Here is a 23598-nt window from a genome sequence, read left to right on the forward strand (position 1 = left end):
ATGGGCGCGGACAACGTCGACGTCTTCCAGCGGTTGGTGTTCAGCCTGCCGCCGTTGAAGGCACAGATCCCGGCGCTCGTCGTCTTGAGCCTGGTGTACAGTTTCGGGATGCATCTGGCCTTCACGGTCTTCACGCCGATCCGGCTGACCATCCCGCTCGTGCTCGTTGCGGGATCGCTCGTGTTCCTCCTCCCGTTCCTGTTCGCGGGAGAGCTGTTTCACCAGGTGTTGCCCCGCTATCCGCGCTCGTGGAGCTACTTCCTCGCGTTGGTCAACCAGTTCGTCCTGTTCGTCTACGGGCTCATCCTCTCGGGGGCCGACACCACCGGAAACGCCTGGAGTATCGTCTGGCTGGCGTTCATCACGCTCCACGTCAACAACGTCCTCGTCCTGTTGATCTCGACGGGCATCGAGTACTACAAGCGCATCCTCGTGGTCTCCTCCGCACAGACGGGCATACTCATCGCCGTCTTCTACCTGTTCGTCGGCGGCGCGCTGGGGATCGAGACGTACAGACACGTCTTCAGCCTCGCCTCGGTCGCCATCGCGGCCGTCTTCGTCGTGCTCATCCTGCTGGCGGTCGAGTATCTGATCAAGAGCAACACCGACGTGTCGGCGTTCACGCTCACGGCCGGGCTGCTCAGGAACGACCGCGAGACGCTCGATCTGGGCTTTGAGTCCGAGCCCCACGTCCAGACCCTGTCGATCGACAACGGCGACCGGCTGACGCTTGCGGCACCGTGGATCCATCCGGGTCCGCTCGGCGGGTTCGGGGGCGGACAGCTCAGCGGCACCGTCATCTCCGAGCTGAATGCGGAGGGAACGGGCTTCTTCCTGCACGTTCCCTGCACGCACAAGGAGGACCTCGCGAACCCCGACGACGCGGAGAAGGTCCTCGACGCCGTCGCCGACCCCGAGCGAGTCAGCCGCGCGTCACGTCTCGTGAGTAAGGATTACGGTGAGATCGAGTTCTTCGGCCGTCGGTTCAACGGGAAGACGATCGTGTACCTCCACGCCGAACACATCGACGACTACGACATCGGCGTGTTTATGCGGGACGTCGAGGAGTCGTCGGTGCTCCTCGTCGACCTTCACAAACACGACATCCAGGAGGGCCCCGAGAAGGAGGTCCAGTACGGAACCGCCGAGGCGGACCGGCTGAAAGGACACTTCGACGACTTCCTCGAGACGCTGGAGGCGGCCCCGTTACACGAGTACGAGGCAGGGTTCGACGTGCATCTGGACGATCAGGACCTGTTCGCGATGGTCGAGGTCGTCGACGGCGAGCGCACGCTCCTGCTGGGTACCGACACCAACGGCGTCACGGCGGATATGCGGGACCTCGAGGAGGAGTACCGCGAGGAGTTCGATCACGTCCTGCTGTTCTCGACGGACACGCACGCCTCCATTCACGACCTGGCGAACATGAAGCGCTCGAACGTCACGGCGATGCGACGCGCCGTCGAGAACGCGACCGGGAACGTCGCGCCGGCGACGATCGGCCTGACGAGCCGCACCACGCGGCCACTCGATCTCCTCAAGAACCACTACAACGGGCTGGTCTTCAGCGTCAACATCCTCATCCGACTGACGATCATCTCGTTGTTTCTGTTCTACTTCATCCTGATCGTCTGGATGTTCTGACGGGATGTCCTCGTCACGGCCATCACCATCGTCGGCGCCGCTCGTTTACGCACCATCGCCGTCGATTCCCCGACCCTACTTCGGCACGTCCAGGAGGTCCACGTCGGCCGGCCCCACGGCGTCGAAGGCAGCGACCGCACGATCGAGGCGGTCGGGATCGTTGACTGCGGGCAGTTCGCGGTCGGCGGTACGGCAGGGGGCATCCACGCCGAGCCGGTCACAGACGAGATCGGCGGTCGATTCGGCCATCAGTCGATGCGTCGTCAGCTTCCCCCCGACGACGGTAACGAGGTCGTCCACCCCGTCGTCGGCGTGATCCAGGCGCGTGAACCCGCGCGAGATCCCGCGGCCGCCGCGGTCGGCCTCATCGGGGGCGTACAGCGGGCGAACGCCCCACCAGCGTCGGACGATCGGTCGATCGACGAGGTCGGACACCATCGCGGCGCACTCGTCGATCACCGTCTCGATCTCCTCACGGGGCGTGTCGTAGTCGTCGGGGTCACGAACGGGAACGCTCGTGGTCCCGAGGACCGCCTCGGTCCGGTGTGGAACCACGATATCGCCGTCGGCGGGGCTTCGACAGCGGTTCAAGACGGGGCCGATCCCCTCGCTGTCGACGGACACCATCACGCCGCGCGTGGGCTGCATCGCGACGGTCACGCCGGCCATCGCCGCGACCTCGCCGGCCCACGCACCCGCCGCGTTCACGACGACGTCGGGACGAAACACGTCGTCGAGCCGTCCGCCGACACGGGCGGTCGTCACTCGCCCGCCGCGGACGGTCAGCGACTCGAGCGGTGCGTGTGGGTGGATCGTGGCGCCGTGTCGGTCCGCGTCGAGGGCGGTCGCCGCGATCAGACGAGAGGGGGAGACGACCGCGTCCGGGACCGACATCGCGCGTTCGACGTCTGCCGACAGGCCGGGAGCGCGATCACGTGCAGTCGCGGGATCGACGGTTTCGACCGGGATCCCGACCGAGTCACAGGCGTCCCGTTTCGCGTCGAAATAGGCGTCGTCGTCGCCATCGAGGGCGAGGAACAGGCCGCCGGTCTCGCGGACACAGACGCCGGCGATCCGGCGAAGGATCCGGTTCTCCGCGAGACACTCCGCCGCCCCCTCGGGATCGGTGTCGGCGTAGCGCGCGCCGCTGTGTAACAGGCCGTGGGATCGTCCCGTGGTCCCGCCACAGAGGCCGTCCCGGTCGATGAGGGCCACGTCCACGCCACGCAGCGCGAGGTCGCGTGCGACGCCCACGCCGGTCGCACCACCCCCGATCACGAGTACCTCCGGTTCACGCGCCATACCCGTGGTTCGTGCGGCGACGGATGAATATGTCCGGGTCGTCCGGACGCGATTCGCGCGCGAGGCTTTTTGTGACTGGCCGTGGACCGTGACCGTATGGACCTTCGAGCGGCCACACCGAACGACGTCGAGGCGATCCGGTCGGTCGCACGCGCATCGATGAACGACTCCTACGGCCACGCGGTCTCGGAGTCGGTCCTCTCGGGGTCGATCGACGAGTGGTACGACCCCTCGGAGTTGGCCGCGGACGTCGACTCCAGCCGAACGGTGTTCCCGGTCGCGGTGGACGACGGCGAGGTCGTGGGGTTCGCGGAGAGCTACGTCGTCGACCGCCGGGAGCGTGTCGGGGAGATCGACTGGCTCCACGTGCACCCCGATCACCGCGGTGCCGGGATCGGCCACCGGCTGCTCGCCCGCGTCGAGGAGACGCTCCGGGACCGGGACGTCGACCGGATCGAGGGACGGGTGCTCGCGGCGAACGAGTCCGGGACGCGGTTTTACGAGGAGGAGGGGTACGACCACACCGGAACCGAGGAGATCACGATCGACCGGGAGACGTTCCGTGAGCTGATCTACACGAAACGACTCGACGAGACCCACCCGACCCTCGAGTCGGAACCGTACACCGACGCCGACGGCGAGACGGTGTACGTCGACTTCGAGGACAGCGAGCGTGGATCGACGGGCCCGTTCTTCGCGGCGTATCGCGATCCGGACCACGAGGACCGGTACGGGTACCTCTGTGGGAACTGTGAGGGACTCGACGTCACGGTCGACACGTTGGACCGGCTCGAGTGCGCCGACTGCGGCAACCGGCGCAAACCCACGCGCTGGGACGCCGCCTACCTGTGAATCGCTGCGGTGACCGTGGTGGAACCCGCCGATCGCCGCGAGATCCGGGGCTGTCGTAACGCCTAAGAACGAAACGGCCATGGTCTCGGACAATGAATACCGAATTTCGCGATCGATCTCCGAACCGACGCCGGGGGCCCGACCGTGGGCGTTGAAATAAAGGAATCCCGGGTTCCGGACGACGAGTTCGAGGAGATGGCGGCATTCGTCCACGACTACCTCGCCGCCAGCGTCGAAAGCGAGGACGACGGCGGCCGGATGCGGTGGTATCCCTGGCACTCCGCGGAGTACCGGTTCAACCACATTCTCAACGTCGTCGACCTCGCGACGCAGATCGCCCGAGCGGAGGGCGCCGACCTCGACGTCATTCGCGTGGCGGCGCTGTTTCACGACGTGGCCAAACTCGAGGTCGATCAGGACGTCCACGCCGAGGAGGGTGCCCGGATCGCCCGCGAATACCTCCGGAACCGGGGCGAGTACCCCGAGTCGTTCATCGACGAAGTCGCCCAGTCGATCGTCGACCACTCCTACCAGGGGGACCTCTCGAACGTCTCGTTGGAGTCACGATGTCTGATGGAGGCGGACCTGCTCGACAAGGTCGGCGCGAACGGGGCCGCGCTGATGCTGTTGCGGATGGGCTATGAGGCCCGGACCCATATGGATGCGGCCAAGATGGTTGACCGCGTGCTTGAGCGCGGCCGCGACCACGCCGAGCGCGTGCGGTCGGACACCGCCGAGAGCATCGCCCACCAGCGGCTCAAACGCGTCAAGTGGTTCCGCGAGTGGCTCGAAGCCGAGGTGACGGAGATGGATCCCGAGGGCGTCACCGATCGGTGACGCGTCGATCACGTCGATCGTGTCGAGCGCCTCGATCGGGGCGGACCGGCGCGACGGGGCTTCGGTCGGTTTAAGTCCCGCACGGCGGATCCACGATGTAATGACCGACGACGAGCAGGAACTCGGGATCACCGAGTCCAAATCACACGACACCGGCGACTGGTACGCCGAGGTCGTCCGGAAGGCTGGGCTCGCGAGCTACGGGCCGGAGGGAATGAGCGGATTCATCGTGACGCGACCGCGTGGATACGCGCTCTGGGAGGCGGTTCAGAACGCGCTCGACGCGGAGTTCAAGGACACGGGCGTGCAGAACGCCTACTTCCCGATGTTTATCCCCGAGTCGTACCTCGAGCGCGAGAAGGAGGTCGTCGAGGGGTTCGACCCCGAGGTCGCCTGGGTCACCCAGGGCGGTCACGAGCAGCTCGAGGAACGGCTCGCGGTGCGGCCGACCTCCGAGTCGATCATCGCACCCTACATCGCCCAGTGGGTCCGGAGCCACCGCGACCTGCCGATGCGCGTCAACCAGTGGTGCTCGGTCGTTCGGTGGGAGGCTACCGAGACGAAGCCGTTCTTCCGCACCAAGGAGTTCCTCTGGCAGGAGGGTCACACGGCCCACGAGACGAGTGAGGGGGCGTGGGAGGAGACGATGCTGCGGCTCGACCAGTACGAGTCGCTCTACGAGGACGTCCTCGCGATCCCCGTGTTGCGCGGCCAGAAGCCGCCACACGACACCTTCCCCGGCGCCAAGACGACGACGACCGTCGAGGCGCTGATGCCGGACGGCAAGTCGGTCCAGGGCGCGACCTCCCACCACCTCGGGCAGTCGTTCGCGGAGGCGTTCGACATCACGTTCTCGGACGCCGACGAGGAGGAGCGGGTCGCACACACCACCTCCTGGGGCGTCTCCTGGCGGTGTCTCGGGGCGCTGATTATGACCCACTCGGACGAGCAGGGGCTCGTGTTGCCGCCGACCGTGGCGCCCACGCAGGTCGTGATCGTCCCGATCTGGCAGTCGGACACGCACGAGGAGGTCCTCGAGTACGCCGAGGGCGTCGCCGACGACCTGGAGGACGCCGGGGTCAGCGTCGACCTCGACGATCGGGACGAGCGCAATCCCGGCTTCAAGTTCAACGAACACGAGCTCAACGGCGTCCCGCTCCGGATCGAGATCGGCCCGAACGAGGTCGAGGACGGGGAACTGACGCTCGTTCATCGGCCGGACGGCGAGAGCATCGTCGAGGACCGCGAGGACGTGTCGGACACCGTCGAGAGCCACTTCGACGAGGTCTACGCCAAGCTGTACGCCGCCGCCGAGGAGACCCTCGACGGTGCGGTCCGGGAGGCCGACGACCGCGCGGAGATCCTGGGGACGCTCGGCCGCCACGGTGGCTACGTCGAGACGCCGTGGTGTGGCGAGGAGGACTGCGAGGCGGAGATCAAAGAGCAGATCGCCGCCGAGATCGTGATGGTGCCGTTCGAGGACGACGACGAGCTCCTCGGGACCGACCACGAGGAGACCTGCGGCGTCTGCGGCGATCCCGCCGAGCGGACCGCCTACTTCGCGAAGTCGTACTGATCGCTCCACCCGTCGGACGCACCAGTTCGCCGACCTATCCGTCCGGTCGCCATCGAGGCGGTCGTCGTCGGACGAGAATTTGAAATACGTGTTCCAGAGCGGTTGATTATGGGACATATTTGGTTTAAAAACCCAGTATATGTTTTCCTATTTTGAGAAAATGCAGGTTTATATTGTGATTATAAATCTGTGGTATTGGGTCACAGGCCCTGTAGAATAATGACCTTATATTCCCTAATGGGTGGGTAAGGCACCCTACGTGTATCAGGGTTAGCCCTTTAAGATGGAGACGGGTTCGGTACGGTATGACCAAGCCACACAGTATCACCCCCGAGCCGAGCGATGGCGCGGCGGGCTCCGGGCGAGACGGAGACGAGGAGAACGCCGGCGATGGCCTCGCGGATCCGACCGACGAGCGTTCGAACTGCGGCGTCGGCGCCGTCGTCGATCTCGACGGCACACCGAGCCACGAGACCGTCGCCGATGCCGTCCGTCTGCTCGAGAACCTCGAACACCGGGGAACGACGGGTGCCGAGACGAACACCGGCGACGGCGCGGGCATCATGGTCCAGCGGCCGGACCCGTTCTTCCGATCGGTCGTCGACGTCGATCTCCCCGCGGAGTACGCGGTCGGCTCGCTGTTCCTCCCCCGGAACGACCGTGCTCGCGAGGAGCTGTTCGACGTCGTCGCCGAAACGCTCGCGGAGTACGATCTCGAGGTTCTCACCTGGCGGTCGGTTCCGACCGAGAACGACGACCTCGGCGCGACGGCGCTCGAGTCGGAGCCGGACCACTGGCAGGTCTTCGTGGCGCCGACCGACGAGGCCGCCCTCGCCGACCGGTTCGTGGACGCCGACGCCGATGCCGACGCTGACCGGGACCCGGCGCTGCTCGGGTTCGACCGCGCGCTCTACGTCGCCCGGAAGGCGATCGAGACCGCCGCCGCGGACGTCGATAGGAGCGGCCGATTCTACGTCGCCTCGCTGGATCGCCGCCGCGTCGTTTATAAGGGGCTCCTGAAGGGCGAGCAGCTCGCCGACTACTTCCCGGATCTCAATGACGACCGGTTCGCCTCCCGGGCCGCGCTCGTTCACGCCCGGTTCTCGACGAACACTCTCGGCGCGTGGCATCTGGCCCACCCGTACCGCAACATCGTCCACAACGGCGAGTTCAACACGATCCAGGGGAACATCAACTGGATGCGGGCGCGGGAGACCGACGTCTCCCATCCCGGATTCGGCGCCGACCTCGAGACGGTCAAACCGGTCATCGACGACCCCAACCAATCGGACACCGCCTCCGTCGACAACGCGCTCGAGCTGCTCATCCAGAGCGGTCGGGAACTCCCACACGCCCTCCGAATGCTGATCCCCGAGGCGTTCCGCGACGACCACCTGATGGACGAGGATCGGGCCGACTGGTACGACTACCACGCCTCGCTGGTCGAACCATGGGACGGCCCCGCGCTCGTGCTCGGGTTCGACGGCGACCATGTCGCCGGCGTCCTGGACCGCAACGGCCTCCGCCCGTGTCGCTACGAGGTCACGACCGACGACCGCCTGATCGTCGGCAGCGAGGTCGGCGCGTTGCCGACCGATCCCGCCGACGTCGAGCGGCGCGGTCGGCTCCAGCCCGGCGAGATCTTCGTCGCCGACCTGGAGTCGGGCCGGGTCGTCCCCGACGAGGAGGTCTTCGCGGAGTTGACCGACGACCGCTACGGCGACTGGGTCGCCGAGGAGCAGGTCGACCTCTCGGAGATCCGTGAGACGGACGACCCGACGAGCGCCGGCATCGACGCCGGCGACGAGGAGGCGGCTTCGGACGAGGACGTCGACGCTGGCGGAGACGCGGACGACGTCGAGGGAACCTCGCCGCTGCGCGCCCGCCAGGCGGCCTTCGGCTACACGACCGACTCGATGAACCACCTCGTTGAGCCGATGGCCGAGACCGGGTCCGACCCGGTCGGGTCCATGGGTGACGACACCCCGCTGTCGGTGCTTTCGGACGTCGACCGGCCGCTGTTCACCTACTTCAAGCAGCTGTTCGCGCAGGTGTCGAACCCGCCGATCGACTACATCCGCGAGGAACTCGTCACCTCCCTCGAGACGCGGCTCGGCTTCCAGCGCAACCTGCTCGACGAGTCGCCCGAGCACGCGCGCCAGCTCGTGTCAGAGACGCCGATCCTTACCGACGCCGAGACCGAGGCGATCAAGGCGCTCGGCGAGGAGACGGCCGCCGACGCGGCCGGCACGAACGCCGCGGACGCCGCCCTCGAATCCCGGGTCCTCGATACGACCTTCGAGGCGGGGACGGACCTCGAGAACGCGGTGTCGCGGCTCTGCGACGACGCCGCAGCCGCGATCGAGGACGGTGCGGACGTGATCGTCCTGTCGGATCGCGCGCTCGGACCCGAGCGGATCGCGATCCCAAGCCTGCTCGCGACCGGAGCGGTTCACCATCATCTGGTCCGCAACGGGCTCCGGAACCACGCCGGGCTCGTGGTCGAATCCGGCGAACCGCACGAGGTACACCACGTTGCGACCCTCGTCGGCTACGGCGCGGGCGCGGTAAACCCCTACCTCGCGTACGCCTCCATCGCCGACGTCGTCGCGGGCCCCGACGGCGCCGACGAGGCCAAGGCGATCGCCGCCTATCGCGGCGCGCTCGAGGACGGTCTGCTCAAGACGATGGCGAAGATGGGCATCTCGACGATGGAGAGCTACCAGGGCGCCCAGATCTTCGAGGCGGTCGGCCTCGACTCCGGGTTCGTCGCCGAGTACTTCTCGGGCACGGAGATCCGCACCGAGGGGATCGGCATCGACGAGATCGAGGGAGACGTCCGGACGCGGCACGCGATGGCGTTCGGGGCCGACCCACAGCTGGAGACCGTCGGGGAGTACGAACACCGCTCGTCGGGGATCAAACACGGCTGGAACCCGCAGACGGTGGGGACGCTCCAGCAGGCGGTTCGGTCGGGCGAGTACGACCAGTACCGGGAGTTCGCCGAGGCGGTCAACGACCAGGAAGACTCGCCGCACACGCTGCGGGGACTCCTGGAGTTCGACGCCGACCGCGATCCGGTGCCGATCGACGAGGTGGAGCCGGTCGAGGAGATCGTGAAACGGTTCTCGACCGCGGCGATGTCGCTGGGCAGCATCTCGCCGGAGGCCCACGAGAACAACTCGATCGCGATGAACCGGATCGGCGCGAAATCCAACACCGGCGAGGGCGGCGAGCCGCCCGAGCGATTCGGCACAGAGCGCGAATGCACCGTCAAGCAGGTTGCCTCGGGCCGGTTCGGGGTCACCGCGGAGTACCTCGCCTCGGCTGACGAGCTCCAGATCAAGATGGCACAGGGGTCGAAGCCGGGCGAGGGCGGCCACCTCCCCGGCAAAAAGGTCAACGAGATGATCGCCCACGTCCGGTGCTCGACGCCGGGGGTCGGGCTCATCTCGCCGCCGCCCCAACACGACATCTACTCGATCGAGGACCTCAAACAGCTCATCTACGACCTGAAGTCGGCCAACCCGGACGCGGACATCAACGTCAAGCTCGTCTCGGAGGCGGGCATCGGGACGATCGCGGCCGGCGTCGCGAAGGCGAACGCCGACGTCGTTCACGTCTCGGGCCACTCCGGCGGGACGGGCGCGTCCCCGAAAACGTCGATCAAGAACGCGGGGCTCCCGTGGGAGCTCGGCCTCGCGGAGACGAACCAGATGTTGCGGGCGACCGGGCTGCGCGACCGCATCCGGGTGTCGGCCGACGGCGGGATGCGGACCGGCCGCGACGTCGCCGTCGCCGCTCTGTTGGGCGCCGAGGAGTACGTCTTCGGGACGGCCTCGCTGGTCACCTCCGGCTGCGTGATGGCCCGGCAGTGCCACGAGAACACCTGTCCGGTCGGCGTCGCGACCCAGCGTGAGGACCTGCGACAGCGGTTCCCCGGCGAGCCCGACCACGTCATCAACTACATGACCTTCATCGCCGAGGAACTTCGTGAGATCATGGCCGAACTCGGGTTCCGGACGGTCGAGGAGCTGATCGGCCGCCCGGAGCTGCTCGCACAGCGCGAGACGGACCACGAGAAGGCGAAACACCTCGACCTCTCGGGCGTCATCGCGGAGCCGACCGGGTCGATCCGGACGAAGGTCCGCGCACAGGACCACGGGATCGACGACCGGCTCGACTGGGACCTCATCGACGACGCTGCCGACGCCATCGCCGACGGCGCGCCGGTCTCGATCAACGAGGACGTCACCAACGTCGACCGCGCGGTCGGCGCGACCCTCTCGAACCGCGTCGTGAGCGCACACGGCGGCGAGGGGCTGGCCGACGACACGATCGCCGTCGACTTCGACGGCTACGCCGGCCAGAGCTTCGGCGCGTTCCTCGCGGAGGGCGTCACCTTCTCGCTGACCGGCGCGGCCAACGACTACGTCGGCAAGGGGCTCTCCGGCGGGAAGCTGATCGTGAACACGCCCGCGGATGCGGGCTACGAGGCGAGCGAGAACGTCGTCGTCGGCAACGTCTGTCTGTACGGCGCGACCGCGGGCGAGGTCTACGTCAACGGCGTCGCCGGCGAGCGCTTCGGCGTCCGCAACTCCGGGGCCAGGGCGGTCGTGGAGGGCGTCGGCGACCACGGCTGTGAGTATATGACCGGCGGCGTCGTGGCCGTCCTCGGCGAGACCGGCCGGAACTTCGCGGCCGGGATGTCGGGCGGTGTCGCCTACGTCCACGACCCCGATGGCCGCCTCGCCGAACGGGCCAATACGGGGATGGTGTCGCTCTCACGGGACCTCTCCGAGCGCGACGAGGCAATGTTGCGCCGGCTCGTCGAGAACCACGCGGCCTACACGGAAAGCGACCGGGCCCACGAGCTGCTCGACGACTGGGAGGCGACCTGCGAATCGTTCGTCCGCGTGTTCCCCGACGCCTACGCCGACGTCATCGCGGAGGGAATCGGCGAGGACGTCCGTGACGCACGACCCCCGGCCGCGACGGCGGAGGCGCTTCCGGAGGCGGACGCGAACGCGGTCTCGAGCGACGACTGACCGGCCGCGATGGCCGGTTGATGCGGTAACGGTTCGATCGACGTCCGGGTTCGCGCCTCAGCCATCCACGTCGACGCCGAAGGGGCTCGGCTCCTCGCGCCACGTCCAGCCCGGCAGTCGCGTCTGGAACCCGGCCGCGAGGGCGGCATCGAGATCGTCGAGTCCGGCGGGATCGGCCTCCGCTGCTTCATCGTCCGTGTGAATGTCCGCGAAGTGGAACGTCGCCGCGGCAAGTATGGAAAGCGGCTGCCCGCCGGCGATCGTCTCCGCGAGCGCGCGACCCAGCACCTCGTCGACGACGAACCCGGGATAGTCGTTCGCGACGTCCAGATCCCGGAGGATCGAGACGTAGCCGGCGACGTTGACCGCCATCTCGCCGTCGGCGAAGACGTCGTCGACGGCCCCCCTGTAGGCAGCCGGCGAGACGGACGCGACGTCCGTGTCGAACCGGTCACCCAGAGCATCGCGCGTCTCGTTGATCAGCGCCACGACGGTCGGTTCGCGAGCGCGAACCCACTCGTACTCGGCCGCGACGCGATCGGGCGTGAGTCGCATCGTGGCTCACTACGGTGGCAGCGGGTCAAGTACGTTCCCCCGATCGCCGGCGTATTTTTCCGGTCGCCGGCTTGTTTCCCTGATCGCCGGCTTGTTTCCCCGATCGCCGGTACATCTCCCCGATCGCCGGTCGTGATCGTCATGGAGGGCCGCCATCGGCGGTGCGACGATCGAGGGGTGGTTTGCGAAGGCTTTTATAACGGGTGGCGTCTATGTGCGAATAAGCGGGTTTTCACCGTCTCTTCCCGCAGACGAAGCTACGGACAGTACTCGCCATTATGCCTCCCTCGTCACCACTGACGACACAGCAGTCGTCGGACCTCGAACCCGAACGTCCCCATCCGAGCAGCCGGAGACGGACGTCCTCGGCGTCGGTTACCGCGGGGGATTTGTACCTATGAGCCAAGTCGATACCCAACTCGAAGACATCAGATCCCAGATCGAACAGGAGATCCCCAACGACGTCACGATCACGGACGTAAAATACGAAGGCCCGGAGCTGGTCGTCTACACCCGCGACCCCAAGCGGTTCGCGGGCGACGGCGACCTGATCCGCCGGCTCGCCTCCCAGCTGCGCAAGCGGATCACGGTGCGGCCGGACCCGAGCACGCTGTCGCCGCCCAGCGAGGCCCGCCAGCAGGTCCTCGACGTCGTCCCCGAGGAGGCGGGGATCAGCGACCTCGACTTCCACGCCGACACCGGCGAGGTCGTCATCGAGGCCCAGAAGCCGGGGATGGTGATCGGCCGTCGCGGCTCGACGCTGCGTGAGATAACCCAGGAGGTCGGCTGGACCCCGGAGGTCGTCCGGACCCCGCCGATCGAGTCCTCGACGGTCTCGAACGTCCGCAACTTCCTGAAACAGGAGCGCGAGGAACGTCGCGACATCCTCGAACGTGTGGGGCGACAGATCCACCGCGAGGAGCTCTCCGACGACGAGTGGGTCCGGATCACCACGCTCGGCTGCTGTCGCGAGGTCGGCCGTGCCGCCTTCATCCTCAACACGCCCGAAACGCGGATCCTGATCGACTGTGGCGACAAGCCCGGCGCCGAGGGCGAGGTCCCGTATCTACAGGTGCCGGAGGCGCTCGGCGCGGGCGCACAGAACATCGACGCCGTGGTCCTCACCCACGCACACCTGGACCACTCGGCGCTCATCCCGTTGCTGTTCAAGTACGGCTACGACGGGCCCATCTACACGACCGAGCCCTCGCGGGACCTGATGGGGCTGCTCCAGCTCGACTACCTCGACGTCGCCGCCAAGGAGGGTCGCACGCCACCCTACGAGTCGGCGCAGGTCCGGGAGGCGATCAAACACACGATCCCGCTGGAGTACGGCGACGTCACCGACATCGCGCCCGACGTGAAGATCACCTTCCACAACGCGGGCCACATCCTGGGGTCGGCGGTCACGCACTTCCACATCGGCGACGGCCTCTACAACGTCGCCTTCTCCGGCGACATCCACTACGACGACACCCGGCTGTTCAACGGGGCGGTCAACGACTTCCCGCGCGTGGAGACGCTGGTGTTGGAGTCCACCTACGGCGGTCGCAACGACTACCAGACGGACCAGGAGGACTCCGAACAAAAGCTCAAGGAGGTCATCAACGAGACCTACGACCGCGGCGGCAAGGTCGTGATTCCGGCCTTCGCGGTGGGTCGCTCCCAGGAGCTGATGCTCGTCCTGGAGGAGGCGATGCGGAACGGCGATATTCCGGAGATGCCGGTCCACCTCGACGGGATGATCTGGGAGGCGACGGCGATCCACACGACCTACCCCGAGTATCTGCGCGACGACCTCCGTGACCGGATCTTCCACGAGGACGAGAACCCGTTCCTCGCGGACCAGTTCAACCACATCGACGGCGGCGAGGACGAACGACAGGAGGTCGCCGACGGCGACCAGTGCATCATCCTGTCAACCTCCGGGATGATCGAGGGTGGACCCATTATGTCGTGGCTGCGCCACATCGGTCCCGAGTCGGACTCGACGCTGACCTTCGTCGGCTACCAGGCGCAGGGGACGCTCGGTCGACGGATCCAGAACGGCTGGGACGAGATCCCGGTCGACGGCTGGGGCGGCGGCGGGCGCGGCGACACGCTCACGCTGAACATGCAGACCGAAACCGTCGACGGGTTCTCCGGGCACGCCGACAGACAGGGGCTCGAGAACTTCGTGAAGACGATGAACCCCCGTCCAGAGAAGGTGCTCTGTGTCCACGGCGACGAGAGCTCGGTTCAGGACCTCTCCTCGGCGCTGTATCACGACTACAACATGCGGACGTTCGCGCCGAAGAACCTCGAAACGTTCCGGTTTAAGTGACACACCCGTCGGTCCATCGTCGTCGACGACGCCTCCGCTCCCCGAATGGGAATCAGTCACACACGCGTCTGACACACATTTATACGTCTCGGCCGACCGAACACACGTATGAGTAATCGGGTGACGGAACTCGAACGCCAGGTCTCGGAGCTTCAGGCGGCGGTCAACGGACTCACCGAGGAGCTCGTCGAGACCAAAGAACGCGTTCGACAGCTGGAGGCGGGTGACGCGTCCGGGTCGACCGGGACGACGGCCGACGAGACGTCAGAAACGGCCGCGAACCGCAGCGGGAGCGACCAGCCGGGTGCCGGACCGACGCCGGAGGCTCCCGAACCGACGGAACGGACGACGAAGAGCGACGATCACGTGAACGTGGTCGAGCAGACCGAGTCGGACGGGGACGCCGATGCAACCGCTGCAGCCGCGGAAGCGGCGGAAGCCGCAGCCGACGCGGCGGCGGACGACGCCGACGCGGACACGGACGAAGACACGACGGGCGGCCTCGAGGAAAGCGACATCATCGTCGCGTAAGCTCGCGGCCCCCTCGCGAGCCCACCAATGCACATCACAGAAGTCGTTCTGGACGATTTCAAGAGCTTCGGGCGGACGACGAGGATCCCCTTCTACGAGGATTTCACGGTCATCACGGGTCCGAACGGGTCCGGAAAGTCGAACATCATCGACGGGATCCTCTTCGCGCTCGGGCTCGCACGGACCCGCGGGATCCGCGCGGAGAAGCTGACCGACCTGATCTACAACCCCGGCCACGACGGCGCGGAGTCCGGCGACGGTCCCGACGAGGCCGCCGTCACGGTCGTGCTCGATAACGCTGACGGCACCCTCGATCGCGGACAGGTCGTCTCGGCGGCCGGCTCCGAGAACGTCGGCGACGTCGAGGAGATAACGGTCAAGCGACGCGTCAAGCGAACCGACGACAACTACTACTCCTACTACTACCTCAACGGCCGCTCCGTCAACCTCTCGGACATCCAGGACCTGCTCGCGCAGGCCGGGGTCACGCCGGAGGGATACAACGTCGTGATGCAGGGCGACGTCACGGAGATCATCAACATGACGGCCTACCAGCGCCGTGGGATCATCGACGAGATCGCCGGCGTGGCCGAGTTCGACGACAAGAAGGAGGCCGCCTTCGAGGAACTGGAAGCCGTCGAGGACCGGATCGGGGAGGCCGACCTCCGGATCGGGGAGAAGGAGGACCGCCTCGACCGACTCGCCGACGAGCGCGAGACCGCCCTGGAGTACCAGTCCTACCGCGAGGAGCAGGAGGAGTACCGCGGCTACCGCAAGGCCGCCGAACTCGAGGAGAAGCGCGACACCCGCGAGGAGGTACTCACGGAGATCGATGAGACCGAGGCCGAACTGGCCGACCGGCAGGCTGAACTCGACACGCGCCAGGGGCGCGTCACGCGTCTCGAGTCGGATCTGTCGGACCTCAACGACGAGATCGAGCGGACGGGCGAGGACGAACAGCTCGCGATCAAAGCCGAGATCGAGGAGATCAAAGGCGACATCTCGCGTCTCGAGGGACAGATCGAGAACGCCGAGAGTCGCCTGGAGGAGGCCGAGACCGACCGCCGCGACGCGTTCGTCCAGATCGACCGCAAACAGGAGACGATCGACGACCTCGAGGCGGACGCCAAGGAGATCAAAGTCGAGAAGGCATCGGTCAAAGCCGACGTCGCCGACAAGCGGTCGGAACTCGCGGAGATCGAAGCGGAGATCGACGGGATCGACACCCAGTACGACGAACTCAAGGCCGATCTCGCCGAGAACAAAGAGCGGCTCGAGGAGCTCAAGGCCGACAAAAACGACGTCCAGCGCGAGAAGGACCGGCTGCTCGATGAGGCGCGGCGACGATCGAACGAGATCAGCGAGGCGCAGTCCGATCTGGAGGAGGCCCACGAGCGGATCCCGGACCTGAAAGCCCGGATCTCGGAGCTGCACGGCGAACTCGACACGGCGGAGACGAACCGCGACGCGATCGAGGAGACGATCGCGGACCTGTTCGCCGAGAAGACGGAGCGACAGGAGCGGCTCGACGCCCTCGAGGACGACCTCCGGGAGAAGCAAAGCGAATACGCCACCCTCGAGGCGGACGCGAAGAACCGCGGCGACACCTCCTGGCCGCGAGCGGTGACGACGATCCGAAACGCCGGCATCGACGGGGTCCACGGCCCGGTCGGCGAACTGGCGTCGGTGGACCCGACGTACGCGGAGGCGTGTGAGACCGCGGCCGGCGGCCGGATCGCGAACGTCGTCGTCGACGACGACGGGGTCGGCGAGACGTGCATCGATCACCTCAAGAGCCGCAACGCGGGCCGGGCGACGTTCCTGCCGATCACGGAGCTCGACGACCGCGGCCTCCCGAACGCGCCGACGATGCCGGGCGTGGTCGACTTCGCGCGGAACCTCGTCGAGTACGACGCCCGCTACGATCCGGTCTTCTCGTACGTTCTCGGGTCGACACTCGTCGTCGAGGACATGGCGACGGCTCGCGATCTGATGGGCGACTACCGGATGGTGACCCTGGAGGGCGACCTCGTCGAAACCTCGGGCGCGATGACCGGCGGCTCCGGCGGCGGATCCAGATACTCCTTCAGCACCGCCGGCGGCGGCAAGCTCCAGCGGCTGGCCGAGGAGATCGAGGAGCTCGAGGACGACCGACAGTCTCTCGAGTCCGAGATCGACGAGCTCGACGCGGAGATCGACGACGCACGCGAGCGAAAGGCCGACGCGGAGGAGCGCGTCCGGTCGGTTGAAGCCGACATCGACCGGGCCGAAACGGAGCTGGACGACCAGCACGACCGGATCGAGGAGCTGGAGTCGACGCTGGAGACGCTCCGCACCGAGCGCGAGGAGGTCGACGAGCGGATGACCGAGCTCGACGCGGAGATCGAGGAGTTGGCGGGCGAGCAGGCGGCGGTCGAGGACCGGATCGCGGAGATCGAGGCCGAGCTCGCGGACTCACGGATCCCGGAGCTGACGAGTCGGGCCGACGACGTGCGCGAGGAGATCGAGGACCTCGAGTCGCGGATGGATGACCTCGACGGCCGACTCAACGAGGTGCAACTCGAGAAGGAGTACGCCGAGGACGCCGTCGAGGAGCTCCACGACCGCATCGAGGCGGCCCAGAACAAGAAGGCCGAGGCCGAGGAGACGATCGCCGACCACGAGGCCGCCATCGAGGAGAAGCGGGAACTGCTCGCCGAGAAGCGCGAGGCGATCGAGGACCTCGAGGAGGAACTGGCCGAGCTCAAGGCGGAGCGGTCGGAGCTCCGGGAGACGCTGTCGGCCGCGACCGAGGAGCGCGACGAGCAGCGGCAGCGCGTCTCCGAGGTGGAATCGACGCTCTCGGACCTGCGCGACCGGTCGGAGCGGCTGGAGTGGGAGATCGACGAACTCGAGTCGCAGGTCGGCGACTACGACCCCGAGTCGATCCCCGACCACGACGAGGTGGAGCGTCGCATCGAGGAGCTCGACGCCGAGATGGAGGCGTTGGAGCCGGTCAACATGCGCGCGATCGACGAGTACGACGAGGTCGAAGCAGCGCTCGACCAGCTTCAGGAACGGCGTGACGTCCTCGTGACCGAACGCGACGGGATCGAGGAGCGAATCACGGAGTACGAGTCACAGAAGAAACGGACGTTCATGGACGCCTTCGAGTCGATCAACGACCACTTCGAGGACATCTTCGAGCGCCTCTCCGCCGGGACCGGCGAACTCGTCTTAGAGAACCCCGAGGACCCCTTCGAGGAGGGACTCACGATGAAGGCCCAGCCGGCCGACAAGCCGGTCCAGCGGCTCGACGCGATGTCCGGCGGCGAGAAGTCGCTGACCGCGCTGGCGTTCATCTTCGCCATCCAGCGACACAACCCGGCACCCTTCTACGCACTCGACGAGGTCGACGCCTTCCTCGACGCGGTCAACGCCGAACGGGTCGGCGAGATGGTCCACGACCTGGCCGGCGAGGCGCAGTTCGTCGTGGTCTCACACCGCTCGGCCCTCCTCGAGCGCTCCGAGCGGGCGATCGGCGTGACGATGCAGGAGGACAACGTCTCCGCGGTGACGGGGATGCAGTTCGGCGCCGAGGGCGAGGAAGCCGACGGGGACGAGGAGGTGCCCGCGGATGACTGACGACGAGGAGGAAACCGACGGCGGATACGTCCCCGAGATCGACCTCGCCGGCGGAGCCGATGTTGACACGTCCGTGGCTGGACCGCCCACGGTCGGCGACGGGACGTCATTGGCCAACGACGCCACGGACGCCACGGACGGCGACGCCACGACCGGCGACGCCACGGACGACGAGGTCGAACCGGTGGAGCTGCTCGTCCAGCTGGCCGAGGAGGGCGAGATCGAGCCGTGGGACATCGACATCGTGCAGGTGACGGACGCGTTCCTGGCCGAACTCGACGCCCGGGACCTGCGGACGACCGGACGAGCGCTGTTCTACGCCAGCGTTCTGTTGCGGATGAAAAGCGACGCGATGCTCTCCGACGACGAGGAGGACGACGCCGACGAGCCGGAGTTGGAGCCCTGGGAGGCCGCGATGCGCGGCGAGGGACGCCCGGGCGTCGACGCCGGCGACGGGGACGGGGATCCGACCGACGGCGACGGGTTCGATCCGGTCGACCACCTCGAGGCGGAGATGGACCGCCGGCTGGATCGCAAGAACACCCGGGGGTCGCCCGAGACGCTCGACGAGCTGGTCCGCGAGCTCCGGGAGGCCGAGCGCGGCTCGTGGTGGAAGCGATCGCGGGAGTACGACACCTCGGAATCGCCGCGAGGGCACGACCGCGGGACGCAGACGCTCGACTACCGCGCCGCCGGCGACGTCCGCCGGGAGGGCGAGCCGACCGAGGGCGACGTCACCGGTGGGACCCACGACGAGGACATCGAGGAGGTCATCGACGACGTCCGGGCCGCAGTGCGGACCCAGTACGACCAGGGCCGCACGGAGGTGCTGTTCGCGGAGATCGAGACGATCGGCGGGCGGCCCTTCATGACCTACCTCGCGCTGTTGTTCCTCGCGCACCGCGGCGGCGTCCGGCTCCAGCAGGACGACCTCTTCGGTGACCTGTGGATCCGGGACCCGACCGCGGCCACCGTCGAGGCGGAAGCGATCGCGGACTAACTGCGACCGTCGAACGCCGCCATCGGCAGCACCTCGGCGCCGTCACGCGGGATCGTCGTGATCGCGGGCCGTGACGTATCGATCGTGGATGCGGTCGAGAAGGGCACGCCCCGTCTCCGTCGACACGCTTCGACGAGCCGTCACGAAGAACTCGTCGAGCGCGTCGTACTCGGCGAACGCGTCCGCCGTCGGAGCGCCCGCCGCCGGATCGTCCGTCGTCGGATCGGCGGCCGATGAGTCGGCCTGGTCGTATCGATCCGCACGCTCGTAGACGAGCGCTTGGAGGCACATGTCCACCACGTCGAGATCCTTGACGACCCGCGCCTCGGGACGGTCCCGGCGTTCGTAGGTTTCCCAGTCCGAACGGAGTCGCTCGGCGGCGTCGAGGGACGCGGTCAGGTCGGTCACCGCATCGCGTTCGGCGGCCGCCTGCTCGTCCGCGTCGGGAAGCGATTCGGCGGCTTCGGGATCGGCGCGGGTGGGGACGTCGCCGGTTTCGGCCTCGCCGAGGTCGTGGACCACCGCCATTCGGAGGGCGGCATCGAGGTCCAGATCGGGGAACTCGTCGGTGAATGTCTCGCCGATCGCGACGACGAGATAGGCGACTCCCCACGAGTGGGCAGCGACCGACTCCGGATCGTGGACGCCCCGCAGTGCCCAGCCCGTTCGCGTCTCGTCCTTCAGCGCGAGCGCGTCACACAGCGCCTCGATCGCCGATTCGCTGACCGTCGTCGCCCGAGAGTCATCGGCGTCGAAGTCGGTATCGGCGTCGGCGTCGAGGTCGCCATCGGCCGCGGGGTCGTCCGTCATCGGATCACTGGACCAGCCGCCACTCGCCGTCGCCCGCCATCTCGATCACGTCCCGACGCTCCATCTCGGTGAGCACTTCCGCGAGGCGGTCGGGTTGGGCGATCTCCATCTCGATGCGGTCGATCCCGTGGTACTCGGCGAGCACGGCGCGGACGTCGGCCTCGGAGAACGTCGTCTCCGGAGCACGCTCCATCGCGCCGGCGATCAGGTCGATCATGTCCTCGATGAAGTTCCACGGGTAGACGACCCACGTCCACTCCGCGAGGCGCTCGCCGACGAAGTCGGGATCGAACTCCGAGGTGCCGAGCAGCTGGAGGGTCGCCGTTCGGACGGTTCCGGCGTCGCGGTCGGTGACGTACTCCTCGGCACGTCGGATGGATCCGCCGGTGTCGGCGATGTCGTCGATGATCAGCACGTCCTTGTTCGCGACGCTGCCCTCCGGCATCGGGTAGCGGACCTGTGGTTCGTCGGCCTTCTCGCCGGTGCCGACGTAATGTTCCATCTTCAGGCTGGTGAGGTCGTCGAGCCCGAGGAAATCGCAGGTACACCGGCCGGCGAACCAGCCGCCGCGGGCGAGCGCGACGACGACGTCCGGCTCGAAGGACGCGCGTTTGACCTGGTTCGAGACGGTCCGACAGAGCCCGTAGATGTACTCCCAGTTGGTGATCGTGCAGTCGAAATCGTCCGGGAGGTCGCTCATTCGTGTGCGGAACTGGCGGGCCGGTCCTCATAAGCGTATCCGACGAGTCGCGGCAGTCGTCGACGGGTGATCCCATCCCCCGATCGCTTTTCGGGCGGGACCGCGAACGACGGTCGATGACCGACGCTGATGACCACGCGGATGGGATCGCTCCCGAGAGATCCGGGAGCGATTCGGCCGGGACCGACGCATCCGAACCCGATACATCCGAACTCGATACGTTCGATCACGAGACGCATCTCCGTCGGGCGATCGAGCTGGCCCGGGTGGCTGCCGACCGCGGCGACGAGCCGTTCGGATCGGTGCTCGTCCGCGACGACCGGATCGTCGCCGAGGCGTCGAACCGGGTCCACACTGCCGACGACGTCCGACGCCATCCCGAACTCGATCTCGCCGCGCGCGCCGTCCGCGACGCCACGCCGGCCGAACGCGCACGGACCGTGATGTACACGAGTACCGAACCCTGTCCGATGTGCTCGGGCGGGATCCGGTCGGCGGGGCTCGGTCGCGTCGTCTACGCCGTCGGGAGCGATGAGATCGCCGAGTTTCAGGGTGAACCGATGCCGCCAGTTCGGTCACGGGACGTGCTCGCAGGCGTCACCGAGGTCGTCGGACCGGTGTCGAACGCGGCCGGCCGCGCCGTCCATACGGAATACGGGTGGGACGGCCGGCGTGACGACTAGCGGGATCGGCGGCTGATCGAAGGGAAAAAGACGGCTCGAAAACACGGGACCGCCGGAACGCCTGAACGCGGGACCGCCGGAACGTGCGACCGCCGGGTCGCTGAACTACTCGATGTGGCCTTCGCGGCGGAGCTGGTCGGCCGCCGAGTCGTCGTAGCGCCACTCGATGTTCGCCTTCTCGTCCTGGAAGCTCCAGGGCTCGGCGAGGACGACGTCGTCCCGGTTGATCCAGTTTCGGTACTTCATTCGACCCGGAATCCGTCCCATCCGCTCGACACCGTCGGCGCATCGCAGCCGCACGCGGCTGTGGCCGAGCATCTCGGTCACAACGGCGAATACCTGATCGTCGTTGGGCATTCGGAGGTCCCGACGCCCGCTTTGTTCGCTCACACACTTGATACGCTCCGGTCACGTATAAGGGGTTGGATCGTGAGACCGACTGCCACGTGCTTCGTCGGGTGGATATTCGGGCCGAACACGGCGACCGCGAGAACCGACACGACGGTGACACGATCGGCTATTCCGGCGTAAAAAACGCGATCTCGAGAAACGATTGGGAGTAGCGGGAAGTGGATTTGAACCACCGATCTCCGGGTTATGAGCCCGGCGGAATCTCCTGGCTATCCCATCCCGCTACTGGAACGAAAACGAGTCCAACGGTTAAGGGTTGTGATTCGACTGCCGTATGCGAGTTAACCGCGTGCGAAACGTCCCATCATTTATAAATGGTTCGTGCGGCTGAAACGGTCGTCTCACCGGGTAGCGGCCACGCGCCAGGTGAACAGGCTCTCGGTGACGTAGTTGACGACGAAGGAGACGCCGATGGCGATGGGCATCGTCACCACCGCCCAGACGTCGGTGCCCGCCACGAGCACTTCGACGTCGAGGCCGGTCAGCGACCACACGACGAGGAACTGCACGGCGAGTCCCCCGGATCGGACGACGTTCGACCGGATCAGCCGGCGGAGCTTCGCGGCGCGGCCGGGTGCGCCCTGGCCGTCGAAGGTCCAGGCATCGTTTATCAGGAACATCACGATGATCGCGAACTCGGTTCCGACCACCTTCGCCCACTGCGGCTCCAGCAGGGCCGTGAGGGTGAGCGCCGAGCTGATCGGGAGGTCGATCATCGCGCCGAGCGCACCCACCGAGAGGAACCTCCCGAACCGGGCGCCGGTCGCGAGCTCGTCGAGGGCGTCCTCGAGCAGACTCACGTCGGATCCCTCCGTCCATCGCGTCCGGCCGCCCCGTGCAGCCGGTCCAACAGTGACGGTCCGGGATCGATCGGGAGCAGTCGGTGGAGCCGGCTCCCGGAGACGACCGCGGACCGATGGTGGGCCACCGCGAGCCCGCGAAACATCCGGACGGTGTCACGGACCGGATCGACCGTCGATCCGGGCTGGTCCTCCCAGCTGATCGGGACCTCACGGATACGGGCGCCGTACGCGCCCGCAAGCGCGACGAGTTCGATGTCCCAGGCGAATCCCGGTTCGTAGACGTCGTCCCGCACTCGACGCCACGTCTCGGCGGTCATCGCCTTCGCGCCACACTGGTAGTCGTACAGCGATGGACCGAGAACGCGGCGGGCGAGCCACGCGAACCCGTCGCCGAGCGCACGCCGGAGCACGGTCTGGTGGGACTGAACGACCGCCTCCGGGTGTCGCCTGGAGCCGACCGCGAGGTCGGCCGTGCCGTCGAGAACGGGATCGATGACGGCTGCGGCCGCGTCGGCGTCGGTCGCCCCGTCGGCGTCGAAAAAGGCGAGGACGTCGGTCTCGAGCGCCTCGAACCCCGCCGTTATCGCGGTGCCCTTCCCGCGGCGACGATCGACGGCGTTGACGTGGGCGGGGAGGTCGGATGCGTCCTGAAGCGCGTCGCGAACGGCCGGCTCGGGATCGTCGAGTTCGATCCGGATCGTCTCCGGGTCGAGCCCGTCGTCGAGCGACCGGACGTACGCCATCAGTCGGTCGACGTCGGGGCGAAACGCGGGGACGACGATCCCGAGCGTCGCGGACATACCGGTCGATACCCGGCCACCGCTAAAAAACGCCGTGACTCGTCACGCGGACACGCAACCACGCCGGGCGGCGTGAACCGTCGTGGGATCACGGGTACC

The 23598-nt window shown here is 67.3% G+C and carries 17 protein-coding genes and 1 tRNA gene; 10 read left to right on the forward strand and 8 right to left on the reverse strand.

Translation table 11 applies throughout. From position 1 onward, the window contains the following. Entirely contained in the window at positions 1 to 1644 is a 1644-nt protein-coding gene (locus OQF70_RS08700; protein ID WP_280537041.1) for a DUF2070 family protein, read from the forward strand. A 75-nt stretch (positions 1645 to 1719) separates the two neighbouring features. Here OQF70_RS08700 and OQF70_RS08705 read toward each other — a convergent pair whose 3' ends face one another. Beyond that, positions 1720 to 2946: an FAD-dependent oxidoreductase gene (locus tag OQF70_RS08705; RefSeq protein WP_280537043.1), complete on the reverse strand. Its 1227-nt coding sequence runs from the start codon at positions 2944 to 2946 to the stop codon at positions 1720 to 1722. Positions 2947 to 3042: 96 nt separating this feature from the next. Here OQF70_RS08705 and OQF70_RS08710 point away from each other — a divergent pair, with 96 nt between their 5' ends. The 4 genes from OQF70_RS08710 to gltB all read left to right on the forward strand — a co-directional run bounded on the left by OQF70_RS08710 (position 3043) and on the right by gltB (position 11259). Further along, the gene (locus OQF70_RS08710) at positions 3043 to 3798 is read left to right on the forward strand and encodes a GNAT family N-acetyltransferase (RefSeq protein WP_280537044.1); all 756 of its coding nucleotides are present in this window, start codon (positions 3043 to 3045) and stop codon (positions 3796 to 3798) included. A gap of 144 nt (positions 3799 to 3942) precedes the next feature. Further along, positions 3943 to 4635 (forward strand): HD domain-containing protein, encoded by a 693-nt coding sequence (locus OQF70_RS08715; protein WP_280537045.1) that lies wholly within the window; start codon positions 3943 to 3945, stop codon positions 4633 to 4635. Between the two features lie 100 nt (positions 4636 to 4735). Continuing rightward, positions 4736 to 6211, forward strand: a complete 1476-nt coding sequence (gene proS / locus OQF70_RS08720; RefSeq protein ID WP_280537046.1) for a proline--tRNA ligase — start codon at positions 4736 to 4738, stop codon at positions 6209 to 6211. Positions 6212 to 6516: 305 nt separating this feature from the next. Next, positions 6517 to 11259 carry a glutamate synthase large subunit gene (gene gltB / locus OQF70_RS08725; RefSeq protein WP_280537047.1) on the forward strand — a complete coding sequence of 1581 codons (4743 nt, stop codon included), beginning with the start codon at positions 6517 to 6519 and terminating at the stop codon, positions 11257 to 11259. 57 nt (positions 11260 to 11316) lie between these two features. On the opposite strand, the gene OQF70_RS08730 is transcribed toward gltB, so the two are convergent. After that, positions 11317 to 11814 (reverse strand): hypothetical protein, encoded by a 498-nt coding sequence (locus OQF70_RS08730; protein WP_280537049.1) that lies wholly within the window; start codon positions 11812 to 11814, stop codon positions 11317 to 11319. 397 nt (positions 11815 to 12211) lie between these two features. Between OQF70_RS08730 and OQF70_RS08735 the strand changes: the two genes are divergently transcribed. The 4 genes from OQF70_RS08735 (at position 12212) to OQF70_RS08750 (ending at position 19292) form a co-directional block, all read left to right on the forward strand. Further along, a complete protein-coding gene (locus OQF70_RS08735) occupies positions 12212 to 14137 on the forward strand; it encodes a beta-CASP ribonuclease aCPSF1 (RefSeq protein ID WP_280537051.1) in 1926 nt (641 codons plus the stop codon). Positions 14138 to 14245: 108 nt separating this feature from the next. Beyond that, positions 14246 to 14668 (forward strand): bZIP transcription factor, encoded by a 423-nt coding sequence (locus OQF70_RS08740; protein WP_280537053.1) that lies wholly within the window; start codon positions 14246 to 14248, stop codon positions 14666 to 14668. 27 nt (positions 14669 to 14695) lie between these two features. Continuing rightward, a complete protein-coding gene (smc, locus tag OQF70_RS08745) occupies positions 14696 to 18292 on the forward strand; it encodes a chromosome segregation protein SMC (RefSeq protein WP_280537055.1) in 3597 nt (1198 codons plus the stop codon). Next, the gene (locus OQF70_RS08750; protein WP_280537057.1) at positions 18285 to 19292 is read left to right on the forward strand and encodes a ScpA family protein; all 1008 of its coding nucleotides are present in this window, start codon (positions 18285 to 18287) and stop codon (positions 19290 to 19292) included. Before smc ends, OQF70_RS08750 begins: the two co-directional genes overlap by 8 nt. Positions 19293 to 19334: 42 nt before the next feature. On the opposite strand, the gene OQF70_RS08755 is transcribed toward OQF70_RS08750, so the two are convergent. Beyond that, positions 19335 to 20102: an HD domain-containing protein gene (locus tag OQF70_RS08755; RefSeq protein WP_280537059.1), complete on the reverse strand. Its 768-nt coding sequence runs from the start codon at positions 20100 to 20102 to the stop codon at positions 19335 to 19337. A gap of 4 nt (positions 20103 to 20106) precedes the next feature. After that, positions 20107 to 20802 carry a phosphoribosyltransferase gene (locus OQF70_RS08760; protein WP_280537061.1) on the reverse strand — a complete coding sequence of 232 codons (696 nt, stop codon included), beginning with the start codon at positions 20800 to 20802 and terminating at the stop codon, positions 20107 to 20109. A gap of 116 nt (positions 20803 to 20918) precedes the next feature. Between OQF70_RS08760 and OQF70_RS08765 the strand changes: the two genes are divergently transcribed. Then, positions 20919 to 21485 carry a nucleoside deaminase gene (locus tag OQF70_RS08765; RefSeq protein ID WP_303651062.1) on the forward strand — a complete coding sequence of 189 codons (567 nt, stop codon included), beginning with the start codon at positions 20919 to 20921 and terminating at the stop codon, positions 21483 to 21485. Between the two features lie 105 nt (positions 21486 to 21590). On the opposite strand, the gene eif1A is transcribed toward OQF70_RS08765, so the two are convergent. The 4 genes from eif1A to OQF70_RS08785 form a co-directional block, all read right to left on the reverse strand. Continuing rightward, entirely contained in the window at positions 21591 to 21875 is a 285-nt protein-coding gene (eif1A, locus tag OQF70_RS08770; RefSeq protein ID WP_092813984.1) for a translation initiation factor eIF-1A, read from the reverse strand. Positions 21876 to 22045: 170 nt separating this feature from the next. Next, positions 22046 to 22120 (reverse strand) — tRNA-Met (locus tag OQF70_RS08775). Between the two features lie 117 nt (positions 22121 to 22237). Continuing rightward, a complete protein-coding gene (locus OQF70_RS08780) occupies positions 22238 to 22696 on the reverse strand; it encodes a GtrA family protein (RefSeq protein WP_280537063.1) in 459 nt (152 codons plus the stop codon). Then, on the reverse strand, positions 22693 to 23499 hold the full coding sequence (locus OQF70_RS08785; protein WP_280537065.1) for a glycosyltransferase: 807 nt from the start codon (positions 23497 to 23499) through the stop codon (positions 22693 to 22695). The genes OQF70_RS08780 and OQF70_RS08785 overlap by 4 nt, the downstream gene beginning before the upstream one ends. Between the last annotated feature and the right edge of the window lie 99 nt (positions 23500 to 23598).

Origin of the sequence: Halopenitus sp. POP-27, from assembly GCF_029889855.1 — an archaeon.
GTDB classification, from domain to species: Archaea; Halobacteriota; Halobacteria; order Halobacteriales; family Haloferacaceae; genus Halopenitus; species Halopenitus malekzadehii.

Bases quoted from the DNA above. Each gene is read 5' to 3' on its own strand.
- OQF70_RS08700 (WP_280537041.1), top strand. From the start codon at position 1: ATGGGCGCGGACAACGTCGACGTCTTCCAGCGGTTGGTGTTCAGCCTG.
- OQF70_RS08705 (WP_280537043.1), bottom strand. From the start codon at position 2,946: ATGGCGCGTGAACCGGAGGTACTCGTGATCGGGGGTGGTGCGACCGGC.
- OQF70_RS08710 (WP_280537044.1), top strand. From the start codon at position 3,043: ATGGACCTTCGAGCGGCCACACCGAACGACGTCGAGGCGATCCGGTCG.
- proS (WP_280537046.1), top strand. From the start codon at position 4,736: ATGACCGACGACGAGCAGGAACTCGGGATCACCGAGTCCAAATCACAC.
- gltB (WP_280537047.1), top strand. From the start codon at position 6,517: ATGACCAAGCCACACAGTATCACCCCCGAGCCGAGCGATGGCGCGGCG.
- OQF70_RS08730 (WP_280537049.1), bottom strand. From the start codon at position 11,814: ATGCGACTCACGCCCGATCGCGTCGCGGCCGAGTACGAGTGGGTTCGC.
- OQF70_RS08735 (WP_280537051.1), top strand. From the start codon at position 12,212: ATGAGCCAAGTCGATACCCAACTCGAAGACATCAGATCCCAGATCGAA.
- OQF70_RS08740 (WP_280537053.1), top strand. From the start codon at position 14,246: ATGAGTAATCGGGTGACGGAACTCGAACGCCAGGTCTCGGAGCTTCAG.
- smc (WP_280537055.1), top strand. From the start codon at position 14,696: ATGCACATCACAGAAGTCGTTCTGGACGATTTCAAGAGCTTCGGGCGG.
- OQF70_RS08750 (WP_280537057.1), top strand. From the start codon at position 18,285: ATGACTGACGACGAGGAGGAAACCGACGGCGGATACGTCCCCGAGATC.
- OQF70_RS08755 (WP_280537059.1), bottom strand. From the start codon at position 20,102: ATGACGGACGACCCCGCGGCCGATGGCGACCTCGACGCCGACGCCGAT.
- OQF70_RS08760 (WP_280537061.1), bottom strand. From the start codon at position 20,802: ATGAGCGACCTCCCGGACGATTTCGACTGCACGATCACCAACTGGGAG.
- OQF70_RS08765 (WP_303651062.1), top strand. From the start codon at position 20,919: ATGACCGACGCTGATGACCACGCGGATGGGATCGCTCCCGAGAGATCC.
- OQF70_RS08785 (WP_280537065.1), bottom strand. From the start codon at position 23,499: ATGTCCGCGACGCTCGGGATCGTCGTCCCCGCGTTTCGCCCCGACGTC.